The sequence below is a fragment of the Parvibaculum indicum genome, from assembly GCF_011762095.1.
Taxonomy (GTDB): Bacteria; Pseudomonadota; Alphaproteobacteria; order Parvibaculales; family Parvibaculaceae; genus Parvibaculum; species Parvibaculum indicum.
Window position 1 is genome coordinate 17,501 of record NZ_JAASQO010000010.1, and the last position, 15,653, is coordinate 33,153.

The 15,653-nt window shown below is 64.3% G+C and carries 10 protein-coding genes; 2 read left to right on the forward strand and 8 right to left on the reverse strand.

Translation table 11 applies throughout. The annotated features are described in order from the left end of the window. The first annotated feature begins 533 nt into the window (after positions 1-533). A complete protein-coding gene (locus FHS78_RS12815; RefSeq protein ID WP_167094770.1) occupies positions 534-2,246 on the forward strand; it encodes a M23 family metallopeptidase in 1,713 nt (570 codons plus the stop codon). 82 nt (positions 2,247-2,328) lie between these two features. Here the strand turns inward: FHS78_RS12815 and clpB are convergent, their stop codons facing one another. Beyond that, entirely contained in the window at positions 2,329-4,932 is a 2,604-nt protein-coding gene (gene clpB / locus FHS78_RS12820; RefSeq protein ID WP_167094771.1) for an ATP-dependent chaperone ClpB, read from the reverse strand. Between the two features lie 222 nt (positions 4,933-5,154). Here clpB and FHS78_RS12825 point away from each other — a divergent pair, with 222 nt between their 5' ends. Next, positions 5,155-5,919, forward strand: a complete 765-nt coding sequence (locus tag FHS78_RS12825; protein ID WP_167094772.1) for an MOSC domain-containing protein — start codon at positions 5,155-5,157, stop codon at positions 5,917-5,919. Positions 5,920-5,931: 12 nt separating this feature from the next. Here the strand turns inward: FHS78_RS12825 and FHS78_RS19780 are convergent, their stop codons facing one another. From FHS78_RS19780 to FHS78_RS12860, 7 genes are all read right to left on the reverse strand, one after another. After that, positions 5,932-6,573, reverse strand: a complete 642-nt coding sequence (locus tag FHS78_RS19780) for a DUF4167 domain-containing protein (RefSeq protein WP_167094773.1) — start codon at positions 6,571-6,573, stop codon at positions 5,932-5,934. A gap of 627 nt (positions 6,574-7,200) precedes the next feature. After that, a complete protein-coding gene (gene prmC / locus FHS78_RS12835; RefSeq protein ID WP_343041976.1) occupies positions 7,201-8,052 on the reverse strand; it encodes a peptide chain release factor N(5)-glutamine methyltransferase in 852 nt (283 codons plus the stop codon). Beyond that, the gene (prfA, locus tag FHS78_RS12840; RefSeq protein WP_167094774.1) at positions 8,049-9,116 is read right to left on the reverse strand and encodes a peptide chain release factor 1; all 1,068 of its coding nucleotides are present in this window, start codon (positions 9,114-9,116) and stop codon (positions 8,049-8,051) included. The genes prmC and prfA overlap by 4 nt, the downstream gene beginning before the upstream one ends. A gap of 82 nt (positions 9,117-9,198) precedes the next feature. Further along, positions 9,199-10,344, reverse strand: a complete 1,146-nt coding sequence (gene ispG / locus FHS78_RS12845; RefSeq protein ID WP_167094775.1) for a flavodoxin-dependent (E)-4-hydroxy-3-methylbut-2-enyl-diphosphate synthase — start codon at positions 10,342-10,344, stop codon at positions 9,199-9,201. A gap of 153 nt (positions 10,345-10,497) precedes the next feature. Then, a complete protein-coding gene (locus FHS78_RS12850; protein WP_167094776.1) occupies positions 10,498-11,622 on the reverse strand; it encodes a helix-turn-helix domain-containing protein in 1,125 nt (374 codons plus the stop codon). A gap of 283 nt (positions 11,623-11,905) precedes the next feature. Continuing rightward, complete coding sequence (gene ptsP / locus FHS78_RS12855; protein ID WP_167094777.1) at positions 11,906-14,170, reverse strand: phosphoenolpyruvate--protein phosphotransferase; 2,265 nt, start codon at positions 14,168-14,170, stop codon at positions 11,906-11,908. A 65-nt stretch (positions 14,171-14,235) separates the two neighbouring features. Further along, the gene (locus tag FHS78_RS12860; protein ID WP_167094778.1) at positions 14,236-15,489 is read right to left on the reverse strand and encodes an aspartate kinase; all 1,254 of its coding nucleotides are present in this window, start codon (positions 15,487-15,489) and stop codon (positions 14,236-14,238) included. Positions 15,490-15,653 lie beyond the last annotated feature (164 nt).

Sequence of the window (15,653 nt, forward strand, 5' to 3'; positions counted from 1 at the left end):
TTTTGAGCTTGACTCTTCGGGGCTCTTTCGCCTGTGCGAAATATAGGGTTTGCCGGCCGATTCCCCAAGAGGAAGCGGGCCTTTTTCCGTCCATATATGGGGGTATCGCCCATATCGGGCCGCTAATACTGCCCGAACCGGGCCCGGCGTGGCGGCGGAAGCGCCCGCATGGGCATGAAAAGGCGGTTCCCGGGGGCGCGCCGGCCCGCTTTCTGCACCCTGCTCCCCGCGTTTCGAAAAGACCGCCCTATAAGGGGCCCGGACGGCCCGTTATGGAACACGCTTCGCAAAGCTGAAAGATTGTTCCGTTAAAAGGGGGCTCAATTCGGAGTTATGGAGCCGGAACCCGTCGGGCGCGTTGACATCTGCCAGGCTGGGAGGCATCGTAAATTCACGGCGCATTACAGTGTGTTACGGCTACTTTCTCCAACGGTATGGAAACCGTCCGGAAGAAGTCCCTGAAACCATGATCGTGCGCAATATTGCCGGGGGGCAACGCTTTGTTCGACTCATCGTTCGACACGGGGACCCAGTTGAAAACCGACGACCACGCATCTGGCGACAACGACGCCGCCAGCGCCACCGATGGCACTGTTTCGGACAGGCAGCCGCAGACCGCAGCGGCAAAATGGGAAGCCTTCCGCGAAACCGCCCAACGCAAAATCAAACTCTATATGTCCGCGAGCCGCCTGACCCTTGGACAGGGACGCTGGGTGGCCGCCGCATCGCTCATGGGCGCCCTGTCGCTCGGCCTGCTCACCGCGGGCATCGTCGCGGCGACGGGCTCATATAGCGTCGAGACCGCGTCGCTGACCGCGGAGAAGGCGCCGCAGGTCGTCGCCTCCACCGGCACGGAGACGCTCGATCCGATCGCGGACATCGCCGCAACGGATATGACGGACACGGACGATCGCGGAGAGCTTGCCGCGAACGACGACGGGGCGGAAACGACGAATGCCTCGCTCATGCCGGCAAGAGATGCCGACGAGACGGGCACTCCTGCCATTTCCGCCGACAACGAAACGACCATCGCGGAACTGCAGCCCGCCGCGCCGCAGAAGATCGAAACCACCGTCGCGCTGAAAAGCGGCGAGACGCTGATGGAACTTCTGATGAATGAAGGCGCCGGCCGCGTGGACGCCTATCATGCCGTCGCCGCGCTTCGCAGCTATTACAATCCGCGCAAGCTGCGCGCCGGCCAGGAGATAAAGCTGGCCTTCCTCGACGGCATCGAAACCGCCGACGATGCGACCGAGAACGATGCGGAGGAAACCGCGTCGAGCCGTCTGCTGACCGCCATCTCGCTCGATCCCGACATCGAGCGCACCGTCAGGGTGATGCGCGACGGCGACGGCAGCTATACCGGCAACGAGATCAAGAAGACCTTCACCGAAAGCTATGTGCGCGCCAAGGGCACGATCAGCTCGAGCCTCTTCCTCGACGCGGACCGCGCAGGCGTCCCGCCCCGGATCATCGTCGAGATGATCCGCATGTTCTCCTATTCGGTGGACTTCCAGCGCGAAATCCGCGTCGGCGACAAGTTCGACGTCTATTTCGACCGCAAGTTCGACGAGAACGGCGTGCCCGTGATGGAAGGCAATATCGCCTATGCCTCGCTCACGGTCGGCGGCAAGGAGCACCAGCTCTGGCGCTTCAAGACCAAGGACGGCGTCTGGGACTATTTCGACGGCAAGGGCCGCAGCATGAAGAAGTTCCTGATGCGCACGCCCATCGACGGCGCCCGGATCAGCTCCGGCTTCGGCCTGCGCCGGCATCCCGTGCTCGGCTATTCCAAGATGCATAAGGGCACGGACTTCGCCGCCCCTCGCGGCACGCCGATCTATGCCGCCGGTAACGGCGTCATCGAGATTGCGGGCTGGGTGCGCGGCTTCGGCAAATATGTCCGCATCAAGCACGCCAATTCCTACCAGACGGCCTATGCGCATATGAACGGCTTCGCCAAGGGCATCAAGCGCGGCGTCCGCGTCCATCAGGGCCAGGTGATCGGCTATGTGGGCACGACGGGTCGCTCCACCGGCCCGCATCTGCACTATGAAGTCCATATCCGCGGCAAGGCGGTGAACCCGCTGGGCCTGAAGCTGCCCACCGGCACGCAGCTTGCCGGCGCGGAACTGAAACGCTACCAGGCCAAGCGCAGCCAGGTCGTGACGCAGATGGCCGCCGCGCCGGTACTGACCACCGTCGCCCAGGCCTCCTCCGCGAGCGACGACACCAAGGCGAACTGATCCCCCAACAGGGACGTATGAAAAAAGGGCCGGTCCATTCATTGGACCGGCCCTTTCTCGTTGTCGCATCGGCAAGCGCCCGTCAGGCGGCCTCGTTTGCCGAGGTTTCGTGGCCATTGATGATGATGCCGTCCACGCCGGCCGACACCGTCACCTCCTCGCCGTCGCCGATCTTGCCTTCCAGCAGCAGCTCCGCCAGCGGGTCCTGCACATTGCGCTGGATGACGCGCTTCAGCGGACGGGCGCCATAGACCGGATCGTAGCCCGCATCGGCAAGCCAGCTCCGCGCCGCCTCGTCGAGCCGGACCGCGATCTGGCGGTCCTTCAGAAGCGCCTGCAACCGCTCCATCTGGATGTCGACGATACCGTCCATCTGCTCGCGGGTGAGCCTGTGGAAGAGCAGGATCTCGTCCAGCCGGTTCAGGAATTCCGGACGGAAGCGCGAGCGCACTACATCCATCACCTGATCGCGGACCGCTTCGACCTCCTCGCCTTCCTTCTGTTCGGCAAGGAACTCCGCGCCGAGATTGGAAGTCATGACGATGAGCACGTTGCGGAAATCGACCGTGCGGCCCTGGCCGTCCGTCAGGCGGCCGTCGTCCAGCACCTGCAACAGCACGTTGAAGACATCCGGATGCGCCTTTTCGATCTCGTCGAAAAGCACGACCTGATAGGGCCTGCGGCGAACGGCTTCGGTAAGCGCACCGCCTTCCTCATAACCGACATAGCCGGGCGGCGCACCGATGAGCCGCGCGACGGAGTGCTTCTCCATATATTCCGACATGTCGAGACGGCAGATCGCCTGATCGTCGTCGAACAGGAAATCGGCCAGCGCCTTGGTGAGCTCCGTCTTGCCGACGCCGGTGGGACCGAGGAAGAGGAACGAACCGATGGGCCGGTTCGGGTCCTGAAGCCCGGCGCGCGCACGGCGGACCGCCCGCGACACGGCGGACACCGCCTCGCCCTGCCCGATCACCCGGGCGCCCAGCTCCTTTTCCATGCCGAGGAGCTTTTCGCGTTCGCCTTCCAGCATCTTGTCCACTGGAATGCCGGTCCAGCGCGAGACGACCTGCGCCACATGCGCCTCCGTCACCGCCTCTTCCAGCATGGCGTCCTTGCCTTCGGCCTCTTCGGTTTCCGCCAGGCGTTTTTCCAGGTCCGGAATGATGCCATAGGCAAGCTCCGACGCCTTTTCCAGCTCGCCCGCGCGCTGCGCCTGCACGAGTTCGTTGCGCTTGGCGTCGAGCTCTTCCTTCAGCTTCTGCGCGCTTTTCAGCTTGCTCTTCTCGGCCTGCCAGGAGGAGGAAAGATCGGCCGACGTCTTTTCGAGTTCGGCAAGCTCCTCTTCCGTCCTGGCCAGACGTTCCTGCGAGGCGGAATCGGTTTCCTTCTTCAGCGCCTCGCGCTCGATCTTGAGCTGAATGATTCGCCGGTCGATCTCGTCGAGTTCCTCCGGCTTGGAATCGACCTGCATCCGCAGGCGGCTCGCCGCCTCGTCGACGAGGTCGATCGCCTTGTCCGGCAGGAAACGGTCGGAAATATAGCGATCCGACAGCGTGGCCGCCGCGACCAGCGACGAATCGGAAATGCGCACCCCGTGATGGAGTTCGTATTTCTCCTTCAGGCCGCGCAGAATCGAAATCGAATCCTCCACCGTCGGCTCATTGACGAAGATCGGCTGGAAACGCCGCGCCAGCGCCGCGTCCTTTTCGACATGCTTGCGATATTCGTCGAGCGTCGTCGCGCCCACGCAGTGGAGATCGCCGCGCGCCAGCGCCGGTTTCAGCAGGTTGGAGGCGTCCATCGCGCCATCCGTCTTGCCCGCGCCGACAAGCTGGTGCATCTCGTCGATGAAGAGGATGATCTCCCCTTCCGCCGCATCGATCTCCTGCAGGATCGCCTTCAGACGCTCCTCGAACTCGCCGCGATATTTCGCGCCCGCGATGAGCGCGCCGAGATCGAGCGCCATCAGCTTCTTGTTCTTGAGGCTTTCGGGCACATCGCCATTGACGATTCGCAAGGCAAGACCTTCCGCGATGGCCGTCTTGCCGACACCCGGTTCGCCGATCAGCACCGGATTGTTCTTGGTCCGCCGCGACAGCACCTGAATGGTGCGGCGAATTTCCTCGTCGCGCCCGATCACAGGGTCGAGCTTGCCCTCGCGCGCATCCTCGGTGAGGTCGCGGGCATATTTCTTCAGCGCGTCATAGCCTTCCTCCGCGGAGGCGGTATCCGCGGTGCGGCCCTTGCGCACATTGTTGATGGCCTCGTTGAGCGACTGGGCGGTGACGCCCGCCGTCTTCAGAATCTTTTCCGATTCCGTGTTCGGCTGCATCAGCAGCGCCAGCAAAAGCCGCTCGGCGGTCACATAGCTGTCGCCCGCCTTCTTGGCGAGCGTCTCGGCCTGTTCGAACACACGGGCCGTCTCGGGCGCGAGATAAAGCTGCCCCGCGCCGGTGCCTTCCACCTTGGGCATTTTGTCGAGAACGGTTTCGACGCCGGTCAGCGCCTGGTCGGGCCGGCCGCCCGCCGCGCGGATAAGACCGGCCGCCAGCCCTTCCTCATCGTCCAGAAGCACTTTCAGCAGATGTTCCGGCGTAAATCTCTGATGGCCGGAGCGCACGGCAAGCCCCTGCGCCGACTGAATGAAGCCCCGGCTCCTGTCGGTATATTTCTCTAGATCCATCTTTTCCTCTCAAGCACGCTGTCCGACAGCCCGATTTGGCGTCCAAACGCCCGGCACCGTCATTGCGCCTTCGCAAATCCTGCGATTTTGTGCGACCCGCACAAACCCGCCGCCGGCCCGAATGGCACCGGCTTTTAATTCATATTGGCGTTGCACCCGTGCCACACAAGGGGCAATCTGCCGCGGAAAGCCGGGCTTTTTCGGGAAAGATGGAGGCGTTTCATGAGCGACAAGGGCAGGATTTCGGCACTCTACCGCTATCCGGTAAAGGGCCTCTCGCCGGAAAGGCTGGAACGCGCCGCGCTCGAACCCGGCGGCACCATGCCCTGGGACCGGGCCTTTGCGATCGAGAACGGCAGCGCCGATTTCGACCCGGCCAACCCGCAGCATTTCCCCAAGATCAAATTCCTGATGCTGATGCGCCATGAAAGGCTGGCCGCGCTCAAGACCCGCTTCGAGGATGACGGGGCGATCCTTCATATCGAGCGGGACGGCGGGGAAGTCCTGCGGGCGCCCCTTCTCACCGAGGAAGGCCGGGCCGAGGCCGAACGCTTTTTCGCCGGTTACATGCAGGATGAATTGAGAGGCGCGCCGCGCATCGTCCATGCGCCGGGCTTCACCCATTCCGACGCGCCCGCGCCCCTTATTTCCATCATCAATCTGGCAAGCGTGCGCGCGCTGGAAGAAGAGATCGGCCGTCCGGTCGATCCCTTGCGCTTTCGCGGCAATGTCTATCTGGAAGGGCTGGAGCCCTGGGAAGACCATGACTGGGTGGAGCGCGACATCACGCTGGGCGGCGTGGGCCTCACGGTCGTCGCCCGAACGGAGCGATGCGCGGCCACCAATGTCGATCCGCGCACGGCCGCGCGGGACATGCAGATCCCGGCAACGCTGCTGCGCCGCTATGGCCATAGCGATCTGGGGATCTATGCCCATGTGAAAACGCCCGGCGCGCTGGCACCGGGCGATTCCGTCGTTCTGACCTAGGCCGGGCGCAGCTTACGCGGCGGCGCCATCCGCGCCGACGCCGGCATCGGAGCCTGAATCGCCATCGGATTTGCTCTCGGAGGACTTGCTTCGGGATTTCCCCGAGGCGCCATCCGCGCGGCTTTCGCCGCCGGATTTCTCCGCCCCCTCGCCTGCGCCATCGCGGGCTTCGGTGCGGGGACGGCGGCGGCGGTTCTGACGCCGGCGCGGCTGGGACTCATCGTCGCTGCCGGAAGCAGCGGATTTCTTGTCCCGTCCCGCATCCTCGTCCTGGCCGTCGCCCTTGGCGGCCGACGCATCGCCGGAGCCGCCATTCGACTCGGCGCTTTCATTGGAGGATTCGAATTCCTCCTCTTCCTCGTCGTTCGGACGGTAGCCGAGATTGGCCGTGGTCTGGCGATTGCCTTCCTGACCTGTCTGGGCGGCCATCAGCAGCCTGTAATAATGCTCGGCATGCTGAAAATAGTTTTCGGCGGTCACCCGGTCTCCGGCCGAAATCGCATCGCGGGCAAGCTGCTGATATTTCTCGCAGACATGCGCGGCGGTGCCGCGGATCTTCACATCCGGCCCGTTGCTCTCGTAAGACCGGTTGGCCGAGTTTTGGGGTTTGCGTCCACGACCGCGGGAACGCTTCGAGTTCTGACCCTGCCTCATATGACTTGATTTCTCACTTTTTTCGACACCGGAGAGTTTGTGTGGCCGCCCGGTTACCGGGTCGGTCCGCGGGGCGGACATGCCGCCGCCGCATCGTTTTCAAAATAGGTCCGCCTGTCCGTTCCTTTTGCGAAGACGGGTGATTCTCGCCCGAGCAGACGGGCGTTTCAGCGGTTCCCGGCTGTCGCAGACGCCGACGCCTGCGAATAGGTCCGAAACCGGAAAGTTTGGCTGCCTGCCTAGCCGAAGCCCGTTATCGCTCTGCCCGTGCCGCGGCGCGTTCGTCACGCGCCATCGCTATCCTGCGGCACAGCATCACCCACTCAACGTCATTCGGCGGTTAGCGCCCCAAAAGCCCATATCCCCGACCGGTAAGACCCATTGCCAAAATTGCCAAACCGGCCCGCTTCTCCGCTCCTGCGCAAAACCCGGATCGGAACCGGTTCGCGCCCAGGCGCTTCATCTTCGCGTCCACCGACAATTCTGTCTTCGCTAGCCGTTAACGGTACATTGCCGGGAGAGGAGGCGGCGAAAGACCAAACGGTCTTTCAAGCTCTGTTTCCTGACTACAAACTAGCCTCTATAGCCGCAGATTCCAAACGATTTTTATGTGTCGGTCCCCGAAGCTCAACCGCCGGGCATCCGGGCCGAAAGGGCGCGCTCCACGCCGGAAAGGTCCTTTTTCGTGGCAACGGACGCAAAACCGGCGCGCTCGAAAAGCGCGGCGACGGATGCCGCCTGCCCGATCCCCAGTTCCAGCACAACCGCGCCGCCGGGAACCAGCACGGAGGGCAATTCCTCCGCCAGCGCACGATAGGCGTCGAGCCCGTCCGGGCCGCCATCCAGCGCCATCGCCGGATCGTGCAGTCTCACTTCCGGATCGAGCGTTTCGATCACATCCCGCTCGATATAGGGCGGGTTCGAGATCGCGAGATCGAACCGCTCCCGCAAGCCGGCGGTCCATGCGCCTTCCACGAAACGCGCGCGCGAGGCGACGCCGAGCTGCGCCGCATTGCGCCCGGCCACTTTCAGCGCGTCCGCCGACAGATCGACGCCCACGCCTTGCGCGTCTTCGCGCTCATGCAACAGCGCGATGAGCAGGCACCCCGTGCCCGTACCGATATCGAGAAGGCGCGGCGTCTCGACATCGCGCAGGAGGTCGAGCGCCGCCTCGATCAGCGTTTCGCTGTCGGGACGCGGGTCGAGCGTCGCCGCCGTCACCTCGAAATCGAGACCCCAGAATTCGCGCCGTCCCAGAATGCGCGACACCGGCTCATGCGCGAGCCGCCGCGCTTCATAATCCGCGAGACGCTTTTCCTCGTCCGCCGTCAGCATCACGCCCGGCTCGCGGATCATCTCGATGTCGCTCGCCTTGCACGCCGCCTGCACCAATACGCGCGCATCGAGCGCCGCGCCCTCGATGCCGGCCTCTTTCAGCCGCCAGGCCAGCATCCGATAGGCATGATCGCGATTGATCACGCATCTTCTCCCAGCGAAGCCAGCCGCTCCGCCTGGTCCTCGGCGAGAAGCGCGGAAATGACTTCGTCGAGACCGTCGCCCGCGACGATCTGGTCGAGCTTGTGCAAGGTCAGGTTGATCCGGTGATCGGTGACGCGGCCTTGCGGGAAGTTGTAGGTGCGGATGCGCTCCGACCGGTCGCCGGATCCCACCTGCAGCTTGCGTGCGCTTGCCCTTTCGCTGTCGGCCCGGTCGCGCTCCGCCTCGAAAAGCTTGGCGCGCAGGATCTGCATGGCGCGCGCCTTGTTCTTGTGCTGCGACTTCTCGTCCTGCTGGGCCACCACGATGCCGGTCGGCAAATGGGTGATGCGTACCGCGCTTTCGGTCTTGTTCACGTGCTGACCGCCCGCGCCGCTCGCCCGGTAGGTGTCGATGCGGAGATCGCCTTCATTGAGATCGACATCCACGTCTTCGGCCTCGGGCAACACCGCGACGGTGGCCGCCGAGGTGTGGATCCGCCCACCGCCTTCCGTCGCCGGGACGCGCTGCACGCGATGCACGCCGGACTCGAACTTCAGCCGCGCGAACACGCCCTTGCCGGAAATCTGCGCGATGATTTCCTTGTAGCCGCCCACCTCGCCTTCCGAGGCGGAGATGATCTCGACCTTCCAGCCCTGAAGCGAGGCATAGCGCTCATACATACGGAACAGGTCGCCTGCGAAAAGCGCCGCCTCGTCGCCGCCCGTGCCCGCGCGCACTTCCAGAATGGCATTGCGCTCGTCGGCCGCATCCCTGGGCAGCAGCAAAAGCTGCAATTCATGCTCGAGCTCTGGGATTTCCTCGTCGAGACGGTCGACCTCTTCGCGCGCCATCTCCGCCATCTCCTTGTCGGAGAGCATCGTGTCCGCCTCGTCGCGCGCCTCGCGCGCGGCCTTGAGCCGGTTCACCGTGTCGACGACAGGGGTCAGCTCCGCCAGTTCCTTCGACAGGGCGACGAAACGGTCGGTGGCAAGGTCTGAGCCGAGTTCGGATTGCACGGCCTCGAAACGATCAAGCACCTTGCGCAGTTTTTCTTCTGGGATCATTGCAGTCTTCCGGCCAGTCGCGGCCGCTCATTCGTCAGGAAAACCGGGCATACCCGGCACGGAGCCTTTTCGAATGAGGTCGCTAATCGCCGGCAAGCGCGCGGGGCGTGGCGTCGGCATTGTCCGCCGCCCGCGCGTCCTCGATCTCACGCGCCTTCTGCTCCACCAGCTCGACCAGATGGTCGACCATCTCGTCATTGCCGATCTTGTGGTCGGTGATGCCCGCGATATAGACCATGCCCGCCCCGGCCCCGCCGCCGGTAAACCCGATATCGGTCTGCATCGCCTCGCCCGGTCCGTTCACCACGCAGCCGATGATGGAAAGCGACATGGGCGTGGAGATATGCGCGAGGCGCTCCTCAAGGATTTGCACCGTGCCGATGACATCGAAGCCCTGCCGCGCACAGGACGGGCAGGAGATGATGTTGACGCCGCGATGGCGAAGCCCGAGCGACTTCAGGATGTCGAAGCCGACCTTGATCTCCTCCACCGGGTCGGCGGAGAGCGAAACGCGGATCGTGTCGCCGATCCCGGCCCAGAGAAGCGAGCCGAGCCCGATCGAGGATTTGATCGTGCCCGAGCGAAGACCACCCGCCTCGGTAATGCCCAGATGCAGCGGACAGTCGATGGCCTCGGCAAGCTGCTGATAGGCCGCGACCGAGAGGAAGACGTCGGACGCCTTCACGCTGATCTTGAATTCGTGGAAATCGTGATCCTGCAGGATGCGCGCATGATCGAGCGCGCTTTCCACCATCGCTTCCGGGCAGGGCTCGCCGTATTTTTCGAGAAGGTCCTTTTCCAGCGATCCGGCATTGACGCCGATGCGGATGGCGCAGCCATGATCCTTGGCCGCCTTGATGACGTCCTTCACCCGCGCTTCCGAGCCGATATTGCCGGGATTGATGCGCAGGCAGGCCGCGCCCGCTTCCGCCGCCTCGATGGCGCGCTTGTGATGGAAATGGATGTCGGCCACCACCGGAACGCTCACCGCGCGCACGATCTCCCTCAGCGCAGCGGTCGACGCCTCGTCGGGGCAGGACACGCGGACGAGATCGGCGCCCGCTTCCTCGATACGCCGGATCTGCTCGATCGTCCCGGCGGCGTCGGCGGTCGACGTATTCGTCATGGATTGCACGGAAATCGGCGCATCCCCGCCAATCGCGACATTCCCGACATGAATCTGGCGGCTCGGCCTGCGGATGATGTCGCGCCAGGGTCGAATACTCATAGCGGTTCCAAACTCTCGCTGGAAAAGGGCCGGGGCCGTGTGAGACAAATTCAAGCCGTCTCATCCACCGCCCGTTCGCTTCACATATAATGCGTCGACCGCCGCCGCGCCATCCGGGGCATGGTTCCAGGCCGCCATCGCAGCCCCGCCGCCCTATTGAACGGGCGCGGCCCGGTCATCCGCCGCGACGGCCTCGACCTCGGCCTGAGGCGCGGCTGCCAGAAGCGTATCGGCGGCAAGCGGCTTGCCCGTCAGCACCAGTGTGGGCGGGCCGGCAAGACCCAGCGAACGGCCATCCGCCACGATTTCGATGGCGCTGGCATCCCGCGCGACCAGCACGGCCCCCCGGTCGGCGGGCACGCGATAGAGATCGCCGCGCTTGAAGGTCTGTTCGATCAGCACCCGGCCATTGGCGTCTTCCACCCGGATCCAGGTGTCGTCCTTGCGCGCCCTGAGCGAGACGCGGCTGCCGGCATTCTCCACGCCATAGACGGCGCCTTCCGGAATGGCGGGAAGCGGTTCGACCGCGGGACGGGCCGCGATCGCACCGTCGGCGGTCTCAGCCGCGTCGAGCATGGCCGCGTCGCTGCCCGGCACAAGCTGCGAGCCGTGCATGCCCACACCGAGCCGCATGGGCGAAATGGCTCCCTCGCGCGGCGTCGCCGCAGAGGCCGTATCGCCGCGCGGCATGCTCTCCAGCGGGTGATGCGCGGCGGCGGAATTATTGGCTTCGGCGGCCTGGATGGAGGGATCGGCTTCTTCGGCGGCGGGCTCGCCCTGCCGCTCGGCCACCATCTGATCGGCCGATTTGCCCATCAGCCATACGCCGTAAAGCCCGGCGGCGACGATGAGCACCACGACAAGCCCCATGCCGCGCGGCATGCGACGCTCGCCGGCGGCGGCGGGCATGAACCTGGAGGAGGTTTCCGTCTCCTCTTCCAGCGTGTCGCCATCGAGTTCGCTCTTGTAGCGCTCCACGACATGCTGGCTGTCGAGCCCCAGATATTCGGCATAGGAGCGCACGAACCCCAGCGCATAGGCGCGGCCGGGCAGGCCCTCATAGCGGCTTTCTTCCAGCGCTTCGAGATAATCCCGGCGAATATGAAGAATATGAGCGATGCTTCGGATCTCTTCGCCCCGGCGAAGCCGGACGGCTCTCAGCTCGGCGCCGACCGAATGCGCCTCGAGCGGCTCTTCATGCGTGATGTCACGCAAATGCAGCCTGCGGCGTCCCCCCTCGGATCGTCCCTCGGCCGGAAGCATCGTAACTTTGGTCATACGTTTCGGCTCTTCATCGAAATGAGCCATCCGAAATGCTCGACTCTGATCAACCAGGCGCGCTTCGCGCGACCGTCATTCCGGATGTCATGCATGTGCCCGAACGACTGCCCCTGCCGCCCGATACAACTTGCCCCCAACTGCATCTGAGTATCGAGAATAAATCAAAACTATTGATATTTCGCAACACTCGAAACGAAAAATCGTCCCCAACTTGGGTAATTTGACTGAGAAAAGCCTACGCTTTCTTAACAAAATCCCGGAAGAGACAAAAACTCCGCACTCAGACGGATATGCCCTCGGCCTCGGCATAGGCCTTGAGCTGCGGCCGGACCGATCCGTCGGGCAGCTTCATCAGTCCTTCCATGAAGCGTTCCAGCTTGCCCACATCGAGCGAGCGCACCATCAGCTTGACCGGGCCGATGGCGGCCGGGGACATGGAAATCCGCCTGAAGCCCAGCCCGACCAGCGCCATCGCCTCCAGCGGACGGCCCGACATCTCGCCGCAAAGCGTCACGGGCGTGCCGTGTTCGGCGCATTTGTCGATGACATGCCTGAAGAAGCTCAGCACCGCCGGGCTCAGCAGGTCGTAGCGGGTCGCGACGCGCGGATTGCCCCGGTCGCTCGCAAACAGGAACTGCAGGAGATCGTTGGAGCCGATCGAAACGAAATCGACCAGCGGCAGCAGCGCGTCGAGCTGCCAGATCAGCGCCGGGACCTCCAGCATGGTGCCGACCTCGATCTTCGAGGGCCGCTCCTTGCCGAACTTGTCGAGACGGGCCAGTTCCTTGTCCACCAGCGCGCGCGCCCGCTGATATTCCGCGACCTCGGCCACCATGGGGAACATGAGCCGGAGCTCGCGCCCCGCCGCCGCCGTGAGGAGCGCACGAAGCTGATGGCGCAGCAGCGCCGGACGGTCGAGGCTGATCCGGATCGCCCGCCAGCCCAGCGCCGGGTTTTCTTCCTTGAGCTGGGCGAGGTTCATATAGGGCAGCATCTTGTCGCCGCCGATATCGAGCGTGCGGAACACCACCGGCATGTCGCCCACATGATCCAGCACCGCGCTGTAGAGCTCGACCTGATCGCCGAGACTGGGCAGCGCCGCCGCGATCATGAACTGCAATTCGGTCCGGAAGAGGCCGATCCCCTCCGCGCCCGACTCCGCCACATGCGGCAGGTCCACCTGCAGCCCGGCATTCACGAACAGGGAGATGTGCTGCTCGTCCAGCGAAATGGCCGGCTCGTGCCGGATCGCCTGATACTGCTCCTGCTTCTTGGCGCGGAAACGCGCCTTCTCGGAATAGGAAGAAATGACTTCCTGCGTCGGCCGGATATAGATTTCGCCGGTATCGCCGTCGACGATGATAGCCTCGCCGGATTCCACATGATCCAGCGCGTCGTCGGCCCGCCCCACCGTGGGAATGCCCAGCGCGCGCGCCACGATGGAGACATGCGCATTGGGCGCGCCCTCTTCGAGCACCAGGCCGCGCAGCCGGTCCTTGTCGTAATCGAGCAGCTCGGCGGGGCCCATATTGCGCGCGATCACGATGGCGTCGACCGGCAGATCCTCCGACACCGAAGACAGGGTGACGCCGGTCAGCTGGCGCAGCAGCCGGTTTGCCAGATCGTCGAAATCGTGCAGCCGGTCGCGCAAATAGGGGTCGGCGGCCCGCTGGAGGCGCGCGCGCGTATCGTTCTGCACTCGCTCGACCGCGGCTTCCGCGGTGAGGCCGGTATTCACCGCCTCCGACATGCGCTGCAGCCATCCGCGGTCGTTCGCGAACATGCGGTAGGTCTGCAGCACCTCGCGATGCTCGCCCGCATGGCTGAGGTCTTCGGTCTGCAGCATGTCGTCGATGGAGCCGCGCAGGGCATAGACGGCCTGTTCGAGCCGTTCGCGCTCCGCATCCGTATCCTCGGCGATGAGCTTCGTCACGCGCACGCGCGGCTCATGCAGTACCGCGTGACCGAGCGCGATGCCTTCGGCAAAGGAGGAGCCCTGAAGGTAATAGGGCTTGGCCTCTTCTTCTTCCAGTTCGCTCGGCGCGTCCAGAAGGCCCGCCGCGGCCACGACCTCGGCGAGCACCATGGCCACCGTCTGCAGCGCCTCGACCTCTTCTTCGGTGTAATGGCGCTTGGTGCGGTTCTGCACCACCAGAACGCCCATCACCCGGCCCGCGCGCAGGATCGGCACGCCCATCAGCGATTTGTATATTTCTTCGCCGGTTTCCGGCCGGTAGGCAAAGGCCGGATGCGACTGGGCGTCGGCAAGATTGAGCGGCCTTGCATGCGCGGCGATATCGCCCACCAGGCCTTCGCCCACGCGCAGCCTGGTATGGTGCACGGCGGTCGGCTTCAGACCTTCGGTGGCAAAAAGTTCCAGATCGGTTGCGCTGCGCTTGAGATAGACCGAGCACACCTCCGCCACCATGTTGGAGGCGATCAGCACCACGATCTCGTCCAGGCGCTTCTGGGCGGTCTCCGGTTTCGCCATAACCTCGCGCAGACGGCGCAAGAGTACGCGCGGCCCGCCCACCGTGGCCGGCATCAGCTCAGGCCTCCCGGCCGGCTGGGGCTCCTGCTATGGCGGAACGTGGTCAAGGGCGCGCCCCCTTACTCGGAATCCAGCCCGTAGGCGGAGTGAAGGGCCCGTACCGCAAGCTCGGTATATTCGGCATCGATCAAGACGCTGATCTTGATCTCGGAGGTCGTGATCGCCTGAATGTTGATCCCCTTTTCCGAAAGCGTGCGGAACATGGCCTGGGCGACGCCGGCATGGCTTCGCATGCCGATACCGATGACAGACACTTTCACGACGCCGGGATCGGTCCGCACCTGTTCGCAGCGGATACCGGAAATCACTTTATTGATGACCTCTTCCGCGCGCGGCAGTTCCGCCTGCGGCACGGTAAAGGTCATGTCGGTGCTGCGACCGTCGTCCGACACGTTCTGGATGATCATGTCGACATTGATCGAGGCATCGGCCAGCGGCCCGAAAATGCTCGCGGCAATCCCGGGCTTGTCCTCGACCTTGACGAGAGTGATCTTGGCTTCGTCCTTGGAATAGGCGATGCCGCTGACGACCTGCTGCTCCACGATTTCTTCCTCGTCGCAAACTAGAGTGCCGGGAACGAAGTCTTCCCTCGCGAATTGCGGCGCATCGGGCGCATCGAAGCTCGAACGCACCTGCAATCGCACCCGGTGAACCATGGCGAGCTCGACGGAACGTGTCTGTAGAACCTTGGCGCCCAAGGATGCCATTTCGAGCATCTCTTCGTAGCTGATTCTATCAAGCTTCCGTGCCTTCGCAACGATCCGCGGGTCGGTGGTATAGACACCGTCCACATCCGTATAAATGTCGCAGCGATCCGCCTTGATCGCCGCCGCGATGGCGACCGCGCTCGTATCCGAGCCGCCGCGCCCCAGCGTCGTGATCCGGTTGTCGGGCCCGAGCCCCTGGAACCCGGCGATCACCGCCACCTGACCCTGCCCCAGCCGCTCCATGAGCTGCGTGCCGTCGATATCCGCGATGCGGGCGGCGCCATGCGCCCCGTCGGTGCGGATCGGGATCTGCCAACCGAGCCAGGAGCGCGCATGAACGCCCATCTTCTGCAGCGTGATCGACAACAGGCCGACCGTCACCTGTTCGCCGGTGGCCACCACCGTGTCGTATTCGCGCGCATCGTGCAGCCGGTCGGCCTCGCGCGTCCACTCGACGAGCTGGTTCGTCGTGCCCGCCATCGCCGATACGACCACGGCCACCTCATGGCCATGCTCGACCTCGCGCTTCACATGCGCGGCGACATTGGCAATCCGCTCCAGGTCGGCAACCGAGGTGCCGCCGAATTTCATGACCAGCCGGGCCATTCGCTCACCGAATTGCGGCCGACCCCCGGCCCGCCGCCCTGTTTGAAACTTGTCCTCATGCGTCCGCCGGGTCCGGTCCCGTCTTCACTGGACCCCGCCGCCCGGAACGCCCTATATCAGTCGCTTGTGGGTGGACCTCCGGCGAGACTGGCGTGACCGGCCTC